Source organism: Carboxydothermus hydrogenoformans Z-2901 (assembly GCF_000012865.1).
Taxonomy (GTDB): Bacteria; Bacillota; Z-2901; order Carboxydothermales; family Carboxydothermaceae; genus Carboxydothermus; species Carboxydothermus hydrogenoformans.
The window spans coordinates 923145-942694 of record NC_007503.1 but is presented as its reverse complement, the minus strand read 5'-3'; the positions used below and the strand labels follow the sequence as shown (position 1 = coordinate 942694).

Annotated in this window: 21 protein-coding genes; 5 read left to right on the top strand and 16 right to left on the bottom strand. The window is 37.3% G+C overall.

Features of this window, described 5'->3' with window-relative positions:
* The first annotated feature begins 42 nt into the window (after positions 1–42).
* Genes CHY_RS04915 through CHY_RS04905 form a run of 3 tightly spaced genes read left to right on the top strand, consistent with a single transcriptional unit; the run spans position 43 to position 2247 of the window.
* Positions 43–606: a pyruvate kinase alpha/beta domain-containing protein gene (locus tag CHY_RS04915; protein WP_011343987.1), complete on the top strand. Its 564-nt coding sequence runs from the start codon at positions 43–45 to the stop codon at positions 604–606.
* 9 nt (positions 607–615) lie between these two features.
* Positions 616–936 carry a nucleotide pyrophosphohydrolase gene (locus CHY_RS04910; protein ID WP_011343986.1) on the top strand — a complete coding sequence of 107 codons (321 nt, stop codon included), beginning with the start codon at positions 616–618 and terminating at the stop codon, positions 934–936.
* Positions 937–984: 48 nt separating this feature from the next.
* A complete protein-coding gene (locus tag CHY_RS04905; protein ID WP_011343985.1) occupies positions 985–2247 on the top strand; it encodes a DUF1015 domain-containing protein in 1263 nt (420 codons plus the stop codon).
* Between the two features lie 262 nt (positions 2248–2509).
* Here CHY_RS04905 and CHY_RS04895 read toward each other — a convergent pair whose 3' ends face one another.
* The 5 genes from CHY_RS04895 to CHY_RS04875 form a co-directional block, all read right to left on the bottom strand.
* Positions 2510–3421 carry an NHL repeat-containing protein gene (locus CHY_RS04895; RefSeq protein ID WP_011343983.1) on the bottom strand — a complete coding sequence of 304 codons (912 nt, stop codon included), beginning with the start codon at positions 3419–3421 and terminating at the stop codon, positions 2510–2512.
* Between the two features lie 146 nt (positions 3422–3567).
* On the bottom strand, positions 3568–4572 hold the full coding sequence (locus tag CHY_RS04890; protein ID WP_011343982.1) for a NapC/NirT family cytochrome c: 1005 nt from the start codon (positions 4570–4572) through the stop codon (positions 3568–3570).
* A gap of 103 nt (positions 4573–4675) precedes the next feature.
* Positions 4676–6004: a sugar transferase gene (locus CHY_RS04885; protein ID WP_011343981.1), complete on the bottom strand. Its 1329-nt coding sequence runs from the start codon at positions 6002–6004 to the stop codon at positions 4676–4678.
* Positions 5997–7154, bottom strand: a complete 1158-nt coding sequence (locus CHY_RS04880) for a glycosyltransferase family 4 protein (RefSeq protein WP_011343980.1) — start codon at positions 7152–7154, stop codon at positions 5997–5999. The genes CHY_RS04885 and CHY_RS04880 overlap by 8 nt, the downstream gene beginning before the upstream one ends.
* 29 nt (positions 7155–7183) lie before the next feature.
* Entirely contained in the window at positions 7184–8125 is a 942-nt protein-coding gene (locus CHY_RS04875) for an SDR family oxidoreductase (protein ID WP_011343979.1), read from the bottom strand.
* An 84-nt stretch (positions 8126–8209) separates the two neighbouring features.
* On the opposite strand from CHY_RS04875, the gene CHY_RS04870 reads away from it, so the two are divergent.
* Positions 8210–9148: a glycosyltransferase family 2 protein gene (locus tag CHY_RS04870; RefSeq protein WP_011343978.1), complete on the top strand. Its 939-nt coding sequence runs from the start codon at positions 8210–8212 to the stop codon at positions 9146–9148.
* Here CHY_RS04870 and CHY_RS04865 read toward each other — a convergent pair.
* The 9 genes from CHY_RS04865 to CHY_RS04825 all read right to left on the bottom strand — a co-directional run bounded on the left by CHY_RS04865 (position 9145) and on the right by CHY_RS04825 (position 16786).
* On the bottom strand, positions 9145–10230 hold the full coding sequence (locus CHY_RS04865) for a glycosyltransferase family 4 protein (protein ID WP_162485059.1): 1086 nt from the start codon (positions 10228–10230) through the stop codon (positions 9145–9147). The two genes, CHY_RS04870 and CHY_RS04865, sit on opposite strands and share 4 nt — an antisense overlap.
* Before the next feature lie 14 nt (positions 10231–10244).
* Positions 10245–11405 (bottom strand): glycosyltransferase, encoded by a 1161-nt coding sequence (locus CHY_RS04860; protein WP_011343976.1) that lies wholly within the window; start codon positions 11403–11405, stop codon positions 10245–10247.
* A 46-nt stretch (positions 11406–11451) separates the two neighbouring features.
* Positions 11452–12600, bottom strand: a complete 1149-nt coding sequence (locus tag CHY_RS04855) for a hypothetical protein (protein WP_011343975.1) — start codon at positions 12598–12600, stop codon at positions 11452–11454.
* A gap of 244 nt (positions 12601–12844) precedes the next feature.
* The gene (locus CHY_RS04850; protein ID WP_011343974.1) at positions 12845–13564 is read right to left on the bottom strand and encodes a class I SAM-dependent methyltransferase; all 720 of its coding nucleotides are present in this window, start codon (positions 13562–13564) and stop codon (positions 12845–12847) included.
* A gap of 19 nt (positions 13565–13583) precedes the next feature.
* Positions 13584–13952, bottom strand: coding sequence for an EamA family transporter (locus CHY_RS04845; protein ID WP_041537664.1), 369 nt, complete (start codon positions 13950–13952; stop codon positions 13584–13586).
* 14 nt (positions 13953–13966) lie between these two features.
* A complete protein-coding gene (locus tag CHY_RS04840; RefSeq protein ID WP_011343972.1) occupies positions 13967–14653 on the bottom strand; it encodes a glycosyltransferase family 2 protein in 687 nt (228 codons plus the stop codon).
* A 14-nt stretch (positions 14654–14667) separates the two neighbouring features.
* Positions 14668–16224 (bottom strand): ArnT family glycosyltransferase, encoded by a 1557-nt coding sequence (locus tag CHY_RS04835; RefSeq protein ID WP_011343971.1) that lies wholly within the window; start codon positions 16222–16224, stop codon positions 14668–14670.
* Positions 16225–16238: 14 nt separating this feature from the next.
* Positions 16239–16427, bottom strand: a complete 189-nt coding sequence (locus CHY_RS04830) for a hypothetical protein (protein ID WP_011343970.1) — start codon at positions 16425–16427, stop codon at positions 16239–16241.
* Positions 16406–16786 carry a hypothetical protein gene (locus tag CHY_RS04825; RefSeq protein WP_041537662.1) on the bottom strand — a complete coding sequence of 127 codons (381 nt, stop codon included), beginning with the start codon at positions 16784–16786 and terminating at the stop codon, positions 16406–16408. The genes CHY_RS04830 and CHY_RS04825 overlap by 22 nt, the downstream gene beginning before the upstream one ends.
* Positions 16787–16997: 211 nt before the next feature.
* Between CHY_RS04825 and pabB the strand changes: the two genes are divergently transcribed.
* A complete protein-coding gene (pabB, locus tag CHY_RS04820; RefSeq protein WP_011343968.1) occupies positions 16998–18359 on the top strand; it encodes an aminodeoxychorismate synthase component I in 1362 nt (453 codons plus the stop codon).
* On the opposite strand, the gene CHY_RS04815 is transcribed toward pabB, so the two are convergent.
* Together CHY_RS04815 and CHY_RS12995 are read right to left on the bottom strand one after the other, a co-directional pair.
* Entirely contained in the window at positions 18342–19160 is an 819-nt protein-coding gene (locus CHY_RS04815) for a methyl-accepting chemotaxis protein (RefSeq protein WP_011343967.1), read from the bottom strand. The genes pabB and CHY_RS04815 overlap by 18 nt on opposite strands.
* Before the next feature lie 239 nt (positions 19161–19399).
* Positions 19400–19549: a DUF1540 domain-containing protein gene (locus tag CHY_RS12995; RefSeq protein WP_083757271.1), complete on the bottom strand. Its 150-nt coding sequence runs from the start codon at positions 19547–19549 to the stop codon at positions 19400–19402.
* Between the last annotated feature and the right edge of the window lies 1 nt (position 19550).

Sequence of the window (19550 nt, the reverse complement as noted above, 5' to 3'; positions counted from 1 at the left end):
AAAAAATTATGTCAAAATAAACCTTAGAAAAAATCAGAAGGAGTGGTTAAAGTGAAATTATCCGCAGGACCTCACAATACCGACCTTGTTTTAGAACTTGCAGCAAAAGAAGCCCGGGAACAAAACATTCATAACATTGTAGTAGCTACCTGCAGCGGCGCCACCGCCTTTAAGCTTTTAAAATACTTAAACCCGGGGCAATTTAACCTGGTAGCCGTTACCCACCACGTAGGCTTTGCCGGCCCAGGAGTGGATGAATTATCTCCGGAAAACCGGCAAAAGCTTCTGGCCGAAGGCTTTAAAGTTCTAACTACAACCCACCTTTTTGCCGGTATTGACCGGGCTTTCAGGTTTAAGTTTCAGGGAATTTACCCGGCCGAAATTGTTGCCCAATCCTTACGCCTCTTAGGCCAGGGGGTAAAGGTAGCAACGGAAATTGCGATCATGGCGTTAGATGCCGGACTAATTCCTTATGGCGAAGATGTAATCGCCATTGCCGGAACCGGCGAAGGTGCCGACACCGCAGTGGTGATACGGCCCGCTCATTCCCATAAGCTTTTTGATACCAAAATTAAAAAGATAATCGTTAAACCTTACGAGTTTTAGGAGGCAAATATGGATTTAAAAGAAGTCCAGGAATTAACCGACAAGTGGGTCAGTCAATTTAAAGAAGGCTATTTTCCGCCCATGAGTTTGGTGGTAAGACTTGCCGAGGAAGTCGGAGAGCTGGCCCGGGAGGTTAACCATCGGTTTGGCGAAAAAAAGAAAAAACCGGAAGAGCTCTCCGGTTCCATTGAAGAAGAGTTAGGGGATATTTTATTTATCATTGCCTGCTTTGCCAACTCCCTGGGATACGATCTTTCCGAAATTTTTAAGGCTACGATGGATAAATATTACAAAAGAGACCTGAACCGCTGGACGAAAAAAGAAGGATAGTGTAAACTATATGCTAATTATTTTATTTTTTTTTGGAGGGACGGAATAATGGCCGGTATTTTTGCTTTTCGGGGGATTTACTATAATCCCGAGCTTTTTTCCCAATTACCTTACCTGGTAACTCCTCCATACGACATCATTTCCCCGGAGGAACAGGAAAAATATTATAACGAACACGAATACAACTTTATTCGCCTGGAACTGGGGAAAACCTTTGCCGATGATACCACCGAAAATAACCGTTATATCCGGGCCAAAAGCTATTTAAACAATTGGCTTTCCCAGGGTATTCTGGTTCAGGAAGAAACTCCAGCTCTATATCTTTTAGAAGAAATCTTTTCCTGGGAAGGACAATCTTATATAAGAAAAAGCATTTTTGCTTCCGTCCAGGTAGAACCTTACGAAAAAGGGGTAATTTTACCCCACGAAAATACCCTGCCCAAAGCCAAAGAAGACCGCTTAAATCTTCTGCGGGAAACCCGGGTTAACACCAGCCCCATCATGGCTTTATATGATGACAGCCAAAATTTGGCCTTTAATATTTTAAGGGAAAAGGCAAGTTTAATGTTTGAATTTACCGATGAAAGCGGAAGATTAAATAAATTTTATAAAGTCGTTGACCCGGAAGCCCTTTTAAAAGCCCAAAACTACTTTAAAGACCGAAAGCTTTTTATTGCCGATGGCCATCATCGTTACGACACAGCCCTTACCTATGCCCGGGAAATGGAGAAAAAAGGTGTTAATGCTTACCGGGTTTTAATGCAGTTAATCCCCTTTACCGATCCAGGATTGCTGGTCCTGCCAACCCACCGGATAGTCCTAAAAGCTCAAAGTTCTCCGGCCGAAATATTAGAAAAAATCCTGGCCTATTTTACTTTCGTCGAAGTACCATTAAAAGAAATTTTAAACCGTTTTGCAACACTAAAGGAACGGTACGTTTTTGGTATGTGCTTAAAAGATAAAGCTTATCTTCTTTATTTAAAAGAAAACGACCCGGCCAGGGTTCTGCCGGGTCTTCCGGAAGTTATTGCTCGTCTTCCGGTTACGGTTCTTCATGAACTCATCTTAAAACCCGCAGGCATCGGAGAAAAAGAAACCCTTTCCGGTGAATATTTGAAATACACCCGAAACGCCCAAGACTGCCTCACGGAAGTTGTAAAAGGTAAGGCCCCCTACTCCTTTTTAGTCCCGGCCCCCACCGCCGAAGATGTTGCCAAAGTAGCCTTGTCAGGCAATAAAATGCCGCAAAAATCCACCTACTTTTATCCCAAACCCTTATCGGGACTGGTAATCCATCCGGTACATGATTGACTTCTATGCAGAACAATTTGCATGGAGAGCGAATTATTTGTAGAGCGCACTCCCGTGCGCTTTTTTAATTTTTGCACCCCTTTTTATGGCAAAGCTTAACCCCTTGGGCAAAGATTTTGCAAATTGGCCTGCCCCACCACCATTCCGGCAATTAAAAAAATTAACGTAAGAAAGATTCTTTTTGACATAAATAAAAACCCCTCCAGCCAAAGTTTTCCCGGACTGGAGGGGGGTGTAAACCTGAGAATCCCGAAACGGTAAATTATTTCTCAATATTATAAACCACTACCCGCCCGTTTCCCTGATCGGCTACCGCTAAAAGCTCTTCCGCATAAGCAATCCCCGTAGGTAAAAACATCTGATTTAGTTCATGCCCCTTTTCTCCAAAACTCCAAAGATACTTCCCGGTTGCCGAAAAGGCATCGATACGATTTAAAAGGGTGTTCGCCACCACAATCGTATCCGCAAAAACCGCAATTCCCCGGGGACAGAGTAAATAGCCATCCCCAAAAACTCTGGTAAAACTTTCTTCCATTTTTCCGTTAACTACGCGATTGGCCGCCGCATCGGTAACAAAAAGTTCATCCCCCACTACCTGTAAATACGAAGGCGAAACCAGATCACCATTTTTTGTGAGGGTTTTTAGGTACCTACCCTCTTTATCCATAAGGATAACGCTTCTTTGGTTAGCATCGGCTACAAACATTTTATCCCCTTCAATCCAGATACCCATTGGACTTTTTAAAAACTCAGCCCCCAGCTCCCGTATTATACCACTCTCAGGGTCAATTTCCTTGATAACCCCATCCATTAAATCGGAAACATAGATTTTCCCCTCAGAATCTACATATACACTCCAGGGATAGGTAAATTCCCCCTTTTGCCCAAAACATGCTACCGGAGTGCCATCGGTTTCAAAAACATAAACCTTTTTTCGTGCCCCATCGGTAACATAAATTTTGGCATCCCGAATAAAAACTCCGCAAGGTTTTGCTAATTTTTCCTGGTAGTAAGCTTCAATAACCAAAAAAGGAGTAAGGGGTTTTGAACTTTCGGTAACCACCGGTAAAAAGTCAGTTATCTTAATTTTTTGCAGGTAATTTAAAAACAAAAGAACAAAGATGGTTATTAAAAGCCACCGGTAAAGACCCCGCCTTTTTTTTTGTTTTGACATAAGATACCCCCGCAGTTTTTTTTCGGATTTATCTTACCATAACATACCTGAAATTTTTGCCAAAATAGCGGGGGCATAAACCGCAACATTTCCTCGAAAAATCCAAATTAATGAAGAAAACCTGCCGCATGAACGGCAGGTGGTTGTTATTCAAACCAGTGGCACTTATTGCAGAAGGTCTGAGCTGCTCCTTCTTTAGACTCGCCCGGTTTCTTATTGTGGCAGACAAAGCAGTTCGTAAAGCCTTTCTCCTTGGCCCAGGTTCCGTGTTTCGGCATCCAGGGTTCTGAGTGGGTAATTGGTTTCTTGGTATGGCAGCTCCGGCAGAACTGGTTCCCCCGGGCATACTTCACTACCGGTTCTTTATCCAGGTTTAGTGCTACCATTTTCATTCCGTAATTATGACACGATTCACAGTATTTTAAGTCTTCCCGCGCTTTAATTCCATGAATGTTAATCCAGTTAATAGCCGCGTGGTTGTCGGGCGTCTTAATGGTCTTATGACATTTTTCACAGCGGATAGTTACACCCCGACTAAAGTGGCAGGCAATGCAGTTATCCATTTCCGGCTTAACATATTTTGTCGACATTTCCTTCTTTCCGCGCTCCAGTGTCCACGCCGCTAAGGAGCCGGTAGCGGTCAGACCCCGTTCGGCAATTTTCGCATGGGCTACCCCCGAGTGACATTTGGTGCAATCTACATGCCGTTTAATGTGTTTATCGTGGGGAACAATGATATCGCCGGCAATAGTATATTCCCGGTTGTTAGAATGGCATTGAAAGCAAATTTCCGATTTAATCTCCTTTTCTTCCGGTAAAAAGATGGGTCGCTCATAGGTTTTGGTAACGTGCTGGTAAAGCTGCTTCATAGCGCCTACTTTTTCCTTTAACAGGTTTAAAACCCCGGGTTCGATATGACACTTGGTACAGGCAAGCTGGCTGTGGGAACTGGCCTGCCAGGTTACATACTCCGGCAACATTTCGTGGCATGTCTTACAAAATCCCGGCGTCATGGTAGCAGCGATGGCTCCTACCGAGCCAGCAGCTATAATTATTATAAGTGCGGAAACCACTAAAATAAATTTAAGCCTTCCTTCCGTGGTTGACAAGTCCACCCGAATTAACCGGCGCTTTAAGCGCTCTGGTTCCACTTTTAACCCTCCCTTTTTTTACTAGTTTTTACTAATAAAATAATATTCGCTAAAAACAGAAAAAAACCTCCCATTTTATGGGAGGTTTAATATCTTTTTCCATTCAAGATGCTTTATCCTTAATTAAAATAACTTTCAACGTGTGCAGGATAATTTCTAAATCTTTTAGAGGGGTATAAGCTTTGGCGTACAGCAAGTCGTATTTTAGCTTGTCTTCAAAAGAGGTACTGTATTTCCCTTCAACCTGGGCAAGACCGGTTAGGCCGGATTTTAGTTTTAGCCGTAAGGCGTACTCCGGCACCTCATCGGTAAATTTTTCGACAAAGAAAGGACGTTCGGGCCTTGGTCCAACTAAGCTCATGTCTCCCTTTAAAACATTTATTAACTGGGGCAATTCATCAATCCTGGTTGCCCGTAAAAACCTTCCTACCCGGGTAATCCGGGGATCGTTTTCGGTAGCTAAAGTAGGTCCCGTGAGTTTCTCCGCATCTTTCACCATGGTGCGGAATTTATAACAGTAAAATTTTCGCCCGTTTTCCGTAACCCTTTCCTGTAAGTAAAATACCGGTCCTTCGGAATCAAGCTTAATTAAAAGGGCAGTTACAAGCATTATCGGGCTTGCCAAAATTAGGGCAATTAAAGCCAGCAAGATATCCATCGCCCTTTTGACCATCTGCATCCCGGCAGGCAAGGAAAGCCCTTCCAAATAAAAGACCGGTAAGTCGCCTATCGACTCAAGCTTGGCCTGGGAAAGGACGATATCATAATAATCTGGGATAACGTACACCGGAATATTTTCCGACAAAGTTAAAAGTAATATTTCTTTTTTAAGCTTGTCCGGAAGGTTATTACCGATAAGTACCACTTCCGGCCGGTACTTATTGATGGCTTCCTTAACTTCCTCAATTGTTCCCGGAGCTGCCAGCTTTCCCGCAACCTCAAAGAGGTCAATCTTGTTATCTTTGATCTTATCCCGGGTAATGTGGATTTCTTTATGACCGCCAATTAATAAAAGCCGCCTTGCTCCAAAAACTTTTTTCTCCAGCCGCCAGAGCCAGAGCCGCCAGGGAATAAAAATTATAAGCTGCAGGATAAGGGCAACCACGAAAACCGTCCGCGGAAAGGCAAAACCCCGGAAGAAGAACGCCATGCCCATGGCTACCGGCAGCAAAAGCACAATAGCCCAAACGGTAGAGGCGATAACTTCTGCCCGGCTTCGTTTATAACTCTGGTATAAACCATACACATTAAAAAGTAAAAGCCCCGCTAAAGTTACCCACGGGTAAACGGTAAGATAAGCTATAAAGTTTTCTTCAGGAAGCTTAAAACCAAAGCGCAGCAAAAAAGCCGCTACAAAGCCGAGGTTTAAGAAAACGGCGTCAATTAAAACGGAAGCAATGGTTAAAAGTTTTAGTTTTGTATTTTTATCCATCAAAAACTGCCTCCGTATCTTTTAAAAGTTTCTTGTACAGGCAGTCATAGGAACTGACCATTTTTTCAACGGTATAATTTTCGCTATAAAGAAAAAAACTCCTCTTTCCCATTTTAAACCTGAGCTCCGCATCCTGTAAAAGGGAAATTATGGCGTGGAAAGCCTTTTTACCATCTCCCTCATCCACTAAAAACCCATTTTCTCCCTCATAAACAAGCTCCGGTATGCCTCCCACTTTACTGGCAACCACCGGCAATCCCGCCGCCATAGCTTCGAGAATCGAAACGGGTAAGCCTTCGTGCCGGGAAAAAAGCGTAAAAACATCAAAATCCCCCAACAAATCGTAAACATCTTCCCGGTGTCCCAAAAGATGGATTTTTTCCGAAAGCCCCCTTTTTAATATTTCCGCCCGAAGCCACTCTTTTTGCGGTCCATCTCCTACTACGACAAAAACAACCCTGTCCCAGTTTTTTATTACCAATTCCGCTGTTTTAAGGAGAAGCTCTAAGTCCTTGGGAGGTGCAAGACGAAGTACAGTTCCTACTATTTTTATTTCATCACTAATTCCAAGTGCCTTTCGAAGCTTTCCCTTTTTTGTTATAATTTCCGGCAAGCCATTGGGAATATAGGTTAACTTCTCTTTCCGGGTAATTTTGTATTCAAGCCCTTTCCGGTAATCTTCCCGGGATACCGTCACCATCATGCTGCCAAACAAGCCCGCCAATCGCTCCGCCCAGACATAAAAAAGAAATTTAAGAAGTGGTTGATTTAAGTCAAAAACCCAACCGTGCACGGTAAAAATCCTAACCGGCACCCGGCCAAAAAAAGCTGCGATTCTCCCCAGTATCCCTGCTTTGGTGCTGTGGCAGTGAACGATATCAAACTTTTCCTTTTTAAAAATTTCTATTAATTTTAATAAAAGCTTAAAATCTTTCGTTAAAACTATTTCCCGCTCCATCTCCGGCAGCGGCCAAAGTTTTATATACGGATAATCTTTTAACCAGGAAAATAACTCTCCTCCGGGAGCAGCCATCACGGTAATATCGTATTCTTCCGGATTTAGGCCACTAACAATATGATAGAGAACCTTCTGGGCTCCTCCCGCCTCACTTAAGGTAATGAGGTGTAAAAGTTTTATTTTCTTCTTCATATTAATTCTCCAGCATCCACCCTCTACTTTCAAACCTCCAAATTCCGTTTATGCCACTCAACCGTCTTTTTAAGGCCCTCCTCCAAACTCACCTTTGGCTCAAACCCCAAAATATTCCGGGCCAAAGATATATCCGCCAGGGAGTCCCGGACATCTCCAACCCTTGCCTCAGCATATACCGGCTCAATATCCACCCCGATAATCTCTTTTATCACTTTGTAAAGCCTATTTAAACTAATCCGCTCTCCGCAGGCAATATTAAATACCTTCCCTGAAGCCCCCCGGGCCGTTAAAGCCAGCATATTTGCCTCCACCACATCATCGATAAAAATAAAATCCCTGGTCTGCATTCCATCCCCGTAAATTGTCGGCGGCATACCTTTTAACAATGCATCGATAAACTTAGGTATCACCGCTGCGTACTGGGAATTGGGATCCTGCTTTGGCCCAAAAACATTAAAGTACCGAAGTCCCACCGCTTCAATACCGTAAATCCGGGCAAAAACTTGAAGATATAACTCTCCGGCATACTTCGAAACCGCATAGGGAGAAAGCGGCTCCGGGTACATATCTTCTTTCTTGGGTAAAGTTTCATTATTCCCGTATACTGCCGAAGATGCCGCGTAAACCACTCTTTTTACTCCGTTTTCTTTAGCAGATAAAAGCACATTAATCGTCCCGGTAACGTTTACTTCATGGCATTTTAAAGGGTCATCGATAGAAGCCGGCACCGACGCCATCGCCGCTTCGTGCAAAATATAATCCACATCTTTAGTAATTCCTTTTATCAAATCTAAATCCCGGACATCTCCTTTAATAAAGGTAATTTTATCTAAAACTTCCGAGAGATTTTCCTCTTTACCGCTTGATAAATCATCCAGGACAACGACCTCAGCTCCGTCTCGTACCAACCTTTCCACTATGTGCGAGCCAATAAAACCTGCTCCACCGGTAACCAGGAATTTTGCCAAAGTTAATCCCCTTTCTCTTTACAGTTTTAAACTACAAACATTATACTAAATTTGGTACATTTTTTCACTACACGGAGGTTTAAAATGAATTTTAAAACAGCATGGGTTATCCCAACCTTAAACAGACCAAAAGACATTGAGCGGTTGTTTAATAGTTATTTAAAGCAAACCGTAAAACCGGATAAAGTCATAATTATTGACGGAAGTAAAAACGATGAAACCAAAAAGGTTTGCGAAAAATTTCAAGCCCGGATTGAAAACCTAATTTACGAATATACCACTAAACTTGGTTCGGTTACCCAGAGACTTTTGGCTTTGAAATACTTAAAAGATATCGATTATGCCTTGTTTTTAGATGATGACTTTGAGCTAAACGATAATGCCTTTGAAATTTTATTGGAAAAAATAAAAACCCTTCCACCCAAAACCTGCCTGGAATTAAATTTTAAAACTATTTCTTATGGTTCTGAAATTCAAAAGCTCGGTAGCTCAAAGTTTTTTAATTTCTTTAAAAAGATCTTTTTTTTACCCCATGAAAGCACTGAAAAAAAGGTACTGCCTTCAGGAGGCAATACCTGGTTAAACGAGTATGAACTTATTCTTACCGATGAATTAAAAGAAGTTGGCTGGCTCTCCGGTTGCTGCATGTTTCTTCCAGTAAAACCACTACTTGAAAAACCAAATTATTACTTTAACGAAGATTTGCAGCGTTTTAGCGGTTATGCCCTAGGAGAAGACGTCTACTTAAGCGTGCAATTAGCCAAAGAAGGCTATAAATTTTACCGGGTAATGAACGCCTGGGGAATACATCATAAAACACCATCCGCCCGGCCGGATCTGGAAAAACTCATGGCGGCCAAGGTTTATAATTTAAGACAAATTTATAAAGTGAAAAATAAAAATAACCTTGACTTTTTATTTTACTTCTTATCAATAATAGGTAATTTTCTTTTAGCTTTATTTACTAGTCTCTTAACAAAGTCTTCAGGAAGTATTAAAGGTTTTTTTAAAGGACTAAATTAAATATTTTTTTCGAAGTAATTAATTATTTGATTGATTTGCCTCTCTAAAGAAAAGCGCCCTTTCATTTCTTCTATATTTATTTCTTTTTTGCTTGAAGGATCTTTTATTTCTTCCATCCAAAGATTAACATCAAGAGGTAAAAATTTATCAACAAATATATCCGGTACCGCTAAACCTTCAGTTGCAATAGTATAATTCCCTAATAGTTTCGCTTCCAGTAAGACAAAGGAAAAAGACTCTTTAAAGGATGGTAAGATAAAAATTTTCGATTTTGCAAGTTCTTCTAAAGTCTCTTTATAACTGAGCTTTCCCGTTAGAATTACAATATCTGTAAGTTGATATTTTTCAATTTTATTCTTTATTTTTGCAAACTCAGGCCCATCACCTATTAACTTAATTTTAAAACCAATACCATCTGTTTTAATTTTTTTTGCTAATTCTAAAATAAAATCAGGGTTTTTCCGTTTTATTAGAAGCCCCACACTTAAAATAGTATTCTCTTTTTGGTAATTATTTTTTAAAACACTTTCTATCAAAGATAAGTCAGTTGAATTTTCGATAACTGGCGCTGAATCCAAATTTAAATTAAAAGTTTTTGCTATTAAATCTTTATGTTCACGCGATACAAAAGCTGTTTGGCTTTTTACTTTTTTAAGACAATTTATTTCATAGTTTAATAATATTTTCTCAAAAAATTTAATCCTGAATGTTAAATCACCCAAAAAGTCAGCCCTATAACCATGAAAAAAATAAAGCTTTTTTGGATTTTTTGCATGTGGAAAGGAAAAAACATCTTCAAATATCAGGTAATCATATTTTAAATATTGCTTTTTTAACTGAAAATAAAATAAGATTTTTGTTGCAAAATAACGCAAAAGCTTACCGCTAGGCGGTAAAATCCTATCAAAAATCTTTTCAATGCCCGCTACAAAATATCCAAGTAAAATTGTTTTATCCAAGCTCCATACATCAACCTTGTATCCAGCTTGAGTCAATCCTTTTTCGAGATTTTTTAAATGGGTTACAACCCCCCCGCCCTTGTGAATAAAGCCCGCATATAACACAATTACTTTTTTACTCATTATATTTTTACTCATTATATTATACCTTTCTCCCTGAAGATACTTAAAATAGCTTTAGCTATGTTTTTCCAATCGTTTTTTTGAGCATATTTTTTCCTAAAATCAATATATTTTGCTTTTTCGTCAAATGCAATTTTTATTAAATCGTTAATTTCGCTAAATTTTTTGTATCTATAAACCAAGCCTTCAGGTAAATTATTGTATATTGGCAAATCCAAAGAAACCACAGGTAAACCACAAGCAAGATATTCATAAAACTTTAATGGATTTATTGCTTCTACAAATTCGTTATTTTCCTTAAAGGGTATTACCCCAATATCCATTTTTTGTAAATAATATTTCAATTTATTGTGGTCTATATATCCTAAGTAAGTGCAATTATTGTAACTTTTTAATTTTAAAATATAATTTTTCATAGGTAATTCATAATTTCCAATTATATAGAGGTGATTATTATCTTCATTTAATATTTCAAAAAAGGCATTAATTTCTATAAATTCGCCAATATTTCCTACGAATATTATATTCCTTTTTTTATTATCAATTTTAAGTATTACTTTATTTTCATTTTCATTATTTGCATTAAAGAGACTGTAATCAACTCCATTATTAATAAAGAACATTTTCTCGCTATATTTTTGTCTTCGTTGCAATATCTTAGGCGACGTATAAAATATAATATCAGCCTCATCACAAATTTGTTGATCATTAGATACAATCTTAGCATTTCTTAGTTTACCATTTGGTCTTAATAAATATTCGTCATAAATTTCATATATTTTTATCGAATTATAAAATATATCGAAATAAAATCTATGATTCGGTTCACTGATCCATATTATATCAACATCCGAAATAAACTTTTTAATTTCAGTTTTTACATAATTTTTATTGATATAATCAAACATTACATTTAATGAGCTGATGTGTTCATGAAAAACTTGGCTAATACCCAATACATATAAGTTTTCTTTCACTTTGTTTAATCCTGGTGTGTTTCTATAATAGTTTTTTGTGACTGTTTTCCTTAAAAAATACGTTAGAATATCATAAGGTCGATCTATAACATAAATATCTACAAAATTTTTAAATTCATCAGCAAGATTTAAAATAAGCTGTTTCCTATGATGTTTTTCCCAAGGTGAACTTATAGGAATCAACATTTTTTTTTGCATTTTTTATTTCCTTTCATCTCTTAATTTATTTTTAACTGATTAACTTTTACAAATCTTTAATTGCCTCATACGCTATTTTTTCCCATATATATTCATTTGCATATCTGTGCCGTAAATCTTTTATATTTTCATTCTCATTTAAAGCAGTATATATTATCTTTTCAACATCATCAAGGGACTCAACTATATACACCATATCTTCCACTTTTTTTATTGCAGGTATTTTAGTACTTATAACAGGTTTTTTCAAGTATAAATATTCAATTAACTTTAATGGTTCAGAAGAAATGCTTAAAGAATTTTCAACTTTAAAAGGTAATAAACATATGTCCTGATTATAATTAAATGTAGGTACCATACTTTTTTCAATTATTCCATAATAATTAAAATTCTTATATTTTCTAAGCTCAGGTAAAACATTAATAAAATCTGGCCCTGCAACATTAAGAACATATTTATCATTCTTTAATATTTCTTTTATTAAATCTATATCTATCCATTCAGCTATAGCACCAACAAATCCAATATTTATTTTATTAGATGTCTTAAATTTTTTTTCAAAAAATATGTTATCAAATATGTTTTTACTTATCCCATTAGGAACAATTTTTGTTTTTTTTCCACTTATGTAGCTTTTATATTTTTCTAAATATATTTCACATAATTTCTCCCCAGTAAACCAAATTTCATCTACAGCTTTAATTAATTTTTTTTCAAGAAATTTAAATTTCTCAATATCTTCCCTTTCTTTAAAAAAGTGTTCCATATCATCTACACAATCATAAATCTTAATACTATTCTTTCCTATTAATTCTATATCAAATAATTCCAAGTACATCGGGTTAGATATTATGATAATGTTTTTATCTTTTTGTTCACCAAAGTATTTTTTTATAATTTGTTGAAATTCTTTAATTTTATTACTTAAGTTCTTTTTTTTAAAAAAGCTCTTAAATACTTTTTCCGGATACAATATTCTCATATTTATAACTTTCAAATTTTCGTTTATTTTAATTTCTTCTGTAAAAAACAATCTTTTAATTCGTTTTAAGTTAATTCTACTAGCCCTCAAATACTCACGATTCCCAATATAAATTACATTATGCCCCAACATACTGAAAGCTTCAGTAATTTCTTGCGGCCTCTGCTTCAAAAAATCCCAAGCAATAGATGAAAGATAAAGAATACTTTTCATAATCTTCCTCCTTAAATGCGCTACAAAATATTATTTTTAGTTTTATAGGTCAAGTAAAATTAAAATTAAAATTTTAATTTTTCCCTAACCAAGCAAATTATACTTATAAAATTTTTTAAGATTCATTGCCCAAAACTGTGCGTTACATAAAACTTATCAATTCAAAGATAACATTTTTATATTAAAACTTATTCCCAAAATTGAACAAGCAAAAGTTTTATTGATTTATCAAAGGTAAGTTGATTTATTTTGATATCGTTAGTACTGTTAAATATCCTTCGTTTGTTTTATTAAAATTTTTATTAACAAACTCGATAATCTTTCTAATGTAAATATTATCAATAAAGCTATAATTAGTTTCCTTATCAACAATTATCCTATTTACAAGCCTTAAATTAGCTTCATTTATTTCATTTTTTAAATCATAAATTTTGTATTCTTCCGGCCATGGCCAATTTCTCCCTCTTAATAATCTTTTTCTTACTAAATAAGCTAATCTATATGCAAAATCATAATGATTTGGAATAGCGATAATCATCAAACCATCATCTTTTAACACCCTTGCATATTCTTTCAATAAAACTACTCGTTCAGAAAATCTATAGTGCTCCATTACCCCTGAATTAAAAACTAAATCAAATGTTTTATCTTCAAAAGGCATATTAAACATATCACCCAAAACAATATTAATATTTTTATTGAGGTAATACGTAAACAAAGTTTTTAGCTTATTTATTAAATCTTCATTATAATCTAGAACGGTAATATTAAAATTATTATTTAGCAAATAACTTGTCGCTGCAGTACCACAACCTACTTCAAGCACTTTTGTTTTATTCAGAAAATGTTGGTTGATCATTTCAGCTAATTCTCGTTGAAAGTTTAATGGATTTTTGTAACAATTAATCATATTGAAGATATCACTATTTTTCGATAAATTTTTCCATATTTCACCTTGATCCATATAAATATCCTCCAAAATATCAATTATTCCATGCTAGCAAAATCATTCCCCCACAAATTAAGAAAACCCCAATCCACCTCTGAAGGGAAACAGCCTCGTGAAGAAAAAATTTGGATATCACCAAAACCAGTACATATCCAAAAGATAACATAGGATAAGCTAAGCTCAAATCAACCTTTGAAAGGACAAACATCCACAATATCGAGCTAACTGCATAGAAAAGAAAACCAAAAATTATATATGGCTGTAAAAATAGAGTTAAGAAATACTTTATCCCAGCTAAAGAAGCCAAAGATAGCTCTTGCCCACTTACACCTTTTTTAATGAAAAACTGTCCAATAACATTAATAAAAGTAATTGCCAACAGCAACAAGATATACTTTGTCATCTCCATTCTCCTTGCTAATCTTTTATCCTGTACTTTAGAAGCGTCCATATTGCTAAAAGCCCATCCTTCCATTTTATCTTCTTACCTTCTTCGGCTTTTCTGGGAAAATAACTTATTGGTACCTCGTAAATTTTTACACCCCGCTTTAAAATTTTTGCGGTAATTTCAGGCTCTAATTCAAAACCCGTACCTACCATCGGAACACTTTTAATAAAATCCAGGCGAAAAGCTTTATAACAGGTAGGTTCATCAGTTAAATTACTGCCAAAAAGAATATTGGTAATAAAAGTTACCAACCGTCCACCCAAATAAAAACTTAAATACGATTTTTCATTTGCGGGATTTAAGATACGTGATCCATACACAACTTTTACTTCAGGGTTTTTAAAAAGCTCTAAAATCTTTAAGTAATCATTAGGATCATATTCTAAATCCGCATCCTGGATAATTACAACCTCGCCAGAAGCTACATTTAATCCGGTTCTAAAAGCATAGCCCTTACCATAGTTTTGTGGTTGTAAAATAACTTGTATATTATCAAACTCGTTTTTAATTTCCTGTAATATTTCTCGAGTACCGTCCGTAGATCCATCATCTACAACAATTATTTCTTTTTTAACTGGGACTTCCTGAACTCTTTTAATTATTTCCCTTATGGTGGCCCTTTCGTTATAACAAGGAATAATGACTGATAATTTCAATGCCGCTCCTCCTGTTATCTTATTTTTACAATTCCGGCAACATATCCATTTTGCAAGTAGACAATTTTAGGATTATTTTTGGCAAAGTAATTTTTAAATTCTTGTACTAACCCTTGTTCAAAGATATAAAATTGATAAACCGGACGATTCGGAGGAATATTTGCTAAATCCTGTTTATTATATAAAATCACTCTTTCAGCATAGTAATCTATAGTCGGTGGACCCGGATGATTTTGCGGTGTAATACAAACAGCATTATTTTCAGTACTTTCTTTAAGGGCAAGGCCAGTAAGTCTCAAGTTTCCGTATAAATCTAAATTAAATATTTCAAAAGTTTTAGGAATATTTTCAACGGAAACAACGGCAAGAAGTAAAAGAATTACCGCTAAACCTACTTTCCAGTTTTTAAAAGCAGTAACAAATATTTTTGAAAGTTCTTTTACCCCAAGAGCAACTGCCATACTTAAAAAAGGCATAAAATGAAGTAAAGTATATTCGTGAATAAAACTGTGGTTTTTCATAACCACAAGCCAGATAGTTCCACTCAAAAAGAATACGATAAGTATATCTAAGTTTGTCTTCTCTTCTTTTTTAAACTGCTTTAAGCCTATAAATACCAGACCAATTAAAGCTAAAATAAAGTTAAATACTCCAGCCCTGGTAAAAATCCGGCTAAATTCTTCGTTTAAATACTGGGAAATGGTAAATGTAATACCCATACTATCCGTTGCCGTTCTGGTCTTACCTGCAGCAAACAATCCTTTAACCGCATCCATACCCAGAGCAAAATATAGGTAGGCCAGTTGCATTAAACCTGAAACAATCACAATTATGGCAAACAAGAAAACTAAAGATAAAAACTTACGGCTTTTTTTCCCTTTAAATAAATATAACCAAAGCGCATGTAAAAAAACAACAAATGCCACGGTGTAAATTTGCCAGGCTTCAAAAGCACCTAAAAGAAAACCAGCTAAAAATATTAAATAATCCTTTCTTTTAAATTCCTTTATCCATCTTATATAGCCATAAAGCATTAAAAGCATAAAGAATACATTGGGTGTTTCAAACACACCGACCCGTCCGTAATAGACATTTAAAGGGATTAAAGCAAAGATAAATGCAGAAATTAGGGCAACTTCAGAATCCCAGAGTTCTTTTACAATTAAATAAATTAAATAAACCGAACCGGAAGAAAATAAAACTTCAACTATTCTTACACTCCACTCTCCAAAACCAAAAATTTTAAAACTTATTGCAAATAAGTAGTAAATTAAAAAGGGCCAGTCATAATAGTACTGAAGATGACCATCCAGAGGTGGTACTACATTCATTACCGGAATGCCTTTTAAATTAAAAAAACCAAAGGTAAAAAACGACTTTGCACAGCGGGCAAGATCCGCCGACGACCAGTCATGGAGACCTATAAAAGGTTCATTTATTTGATATAAACGGAATATCAAAGCCGCTAAAATAATCAAAATGATAATTACTTTCTCATAAACCATTGAAATAGAAAAACTTATAACATTACTTTCTTTATTAGCCAATGTTTTGGTTTTTTTCTTTTTCATATTACCTCCTAAACCTAAATGTTAATTAAAATATGTAAGTATAAAAACCCTCCCACCATTGAAGATAACAATTCGACAAAAAAACCAAAAACTCCTGCTACTAAAAAAGCAGGAGTTTTCGACAGATATCGTAAATTTTCGTCAAAGACGTAATATTTCAAATAATCAAATCTTTTAAAACCTACATCTTTATATTCAACCACCGATTTTCCACCGCAACGTAGAAATCCCTACTTAGCCGATACCACATGACGATACTACCGATTACCGCTAAAAGAAGTAAGCCATATTTGACCCATAACAGTAAGACCATGTCCTTCTTAATCATCGGAATAAGTTCTACATCTCGAAAATAAAGGGCCCTTGGGATCCCTGCCAGGATTACAACCATAGCCGCAATAAAAAAAACCCGGCTTAAATAGCGGAAAAATATCCGGTATTGAGTAAAGGTTAAGATGCAGTCACACCAGAGCCGGCGGGCAAGGTAAAGGGTAAAGACCGCCGTTAGTAAAAGCCCGGTAGCCAAATCATGAAGGTAATTATTCACCACTATCCAGATCATCCTATTCCTTCCCCCCATTTAAAAGTTAAACTTCATTATTTTTCACCGTTACCATATTTTGTTATTTAATCTATTTCTGCTTTTCCCGGTAAATTCCTCTTAAAATTATTTCTGTTATCCGGATTTTTGCTTGACAAATTCCCGGAAAAAAGGCTAAATAATTATGGTTATCCCGTAAATTCCGCCAATCTTTGGGAAAGCGGTGAATAATATGACATATTTTCAGATAATTGAAGTTCCAAAATTTGATCTTATAGCATTAGCTGAAGTTTTTCCCAAAAAAGAGTGGTTTTTTCTCGATTCTTCCCTTTCCCCCAGTACCTATGGTCGTTACTCGTTCCTGGGCTTTAATCCGGAGTTTACCGTTAAAAGTCGGGGAAATCTTATAATTAAGTCCTATGATAACCGGGAAGAAAAGTTATATAGCCATCCATTTTCTTTTTTAAAGTCCTTATTAGCCGAAATTAAAAAACCTGCTTTAAACCTGCCGTTTCCCTTTAAAGGCGGGCTTGTGGGGTATTTTGCCTATGACCTGGGTCGGATGCTCGAAGTTTTACCCAGCACCGCCATCGATGATTTAAATCTTTATGACTTTTACCTTGGTTACTACGATACCTTCGTAGCAGTCGACCACATAAATGACCGGTACTACGCCGTAAGCTACCGGGAAGATAAATTAAAAGAGCTCTTAGAATACATCGAAAAATCCCGGAATTTAGAAGTTAAACCTCCGTTTTATCCTCCGGCGGGAGAGTTTTATTCTAATTTCACCCGGGAAAGTTACGAGGAAATCGTTCGGCGGGCTATTGAGTACATCAAAGCCGGTGATATCTTTGTGGTAAACCTCTCCCAGCGCTTTACCGCTGACTTTACAGGAGACCCCTGGGAGCTTTATAAGTATTTAAGAAAGATTAATCCCGCTCCTTTTGCGGCCTATCTCCATTACCCGGAATTCGCCGTCCTCAGTTCTTCGCCGGAGCGGTTTTTAGAGCTTAAATCTGGCAAAGTCCAGACCCGGCCGATTAAAGGTACCCGCCCTCGGGGAAAGACCATTGCCGAAGACCTCGCAAACAGAGATGAGCTTTACAACAGCCAAAAAGACCGGGCGGAGTTAACCATGATTGTAGACCTGGAGCGAAACGATCTGGGCAAAGTAGCCAAAGTGGGCACGGTAAAGGTACCGGAACTGTACGTCCTCGAACAGTACGCTACCGTTTACCATCTGGTTTCCACCGTTACCGCTGAGCTCGCTGAAGGTAAAGACGCTATCGACCTTTTAGCCGCTACTTTTCCCGGCGGCTCCATTACCGGGGCTCCCAAAATCCGGGCCATGGAAATTATCGAGGAGTTGGAAGGACTACGGCGGGGAATTTACACCGGCTGCATCGGCTATATAGATGTAAACGGCGACATGGATTTAAACATCGTTATAAGAACGATCCTGGTAAAAAATAAAAAAGCCTACTTTGGCGTAGGCGGAGGTATTACGGTGGACTCAGACCCCACCGCAGAATATTTGGAAACCCTGGATAAAGCTTATGCCTTAATGAAAGCGTTAAAATTTCTCGGCTAATCTTGAAAGCTCCCTTGCCATTTGTTCTAAATTGCTTAAAGTAGAGTGCAGTTCTTCCGAAATTGCCGTTTGCTCTTCGCTCAGCCCGGAAAATTCTTCAATTGATTGAGCCAGGGCGAGGATTTCTCCTAAAATTTTTTCAATTTTTCCGGCAATATCTTTGACCGCAAACTTGGATTGCTGGGCAAGCTTTCTAATTTCTTCAGCCACCACCGCAAACCCTTTACCCTGGTTACCCACCCGGGCGGCTTCAATGGCCGCATTTAACCCGAGGATATGGGTTTTATCGGCAATGCTATTAATTAAATCCACCAGCTGCCGGATTTCGTTAGCATCGTTACTGATCACCCCAGCCCGTTGGGCAAGGGCTGCAAATTCGCCGGAAAAATTGGTGGCAGAGCTGGATAATTCTTCCGCAGCCTTGTTAATTTCTTTGATACTGCTTTCTAATTCCCCAATCGCCCTTTGGACTAAATCCCGCTTTTCGGTGCTGGTGTCCAGAACGATGACCCCCTGAATTTCCCCATCTTCGATAATGGGCATTGCTTTACATATATAGGGTTTACCAAAGGCACTTTTTTCCTGCGTAACATACGTTTCTATTCGCCTTTTGGAGTCTAAAACCTGTCGTGCAATCGAGTCCGGAGGTATCGGCATCCCCGGATAAATATTTAAATCAATGTCCGCCGCTGGTTTATACCAGATAAAATTTTCCTTATCGGAAATTGCCAGCAATACTTCATCCCCTAAAAGCTCTTTTAGATTTTCTGCCACTTTTAAATAAGCGTCCAACAGCCTCATCTTTACCCTCCTGTTTTTGGTTTTTTCTATAATATTCGCATATTTTTGCTGGTTTTTCAACAATAATAGAGTAAAAAAACAGTAGAAAATAATTAAGTAGTACAGCTCAAAAATGGCAGTAAGTGGTCAGTGATAGGTGATAATAATTAAAAAAAGGTAGTAGGTGATCGGCTTAAAGTAGTCTTATACAGACCACCTACCACCAACCACCTACCACCTAAGGAAACCGTTCCTAAAGGTTACTGTTTGCTCATAAAGGTTTCGCAGGCGGTATCATCGCTGGTGCTGACTTTGCGGGTTCCGGAAGAACGAACCTCAATGGACTTAGCGGTGCAAACATTATTACTCCAAAAACGGCATTCTTCCACCTGGCAGGCAACTTCCGTCATC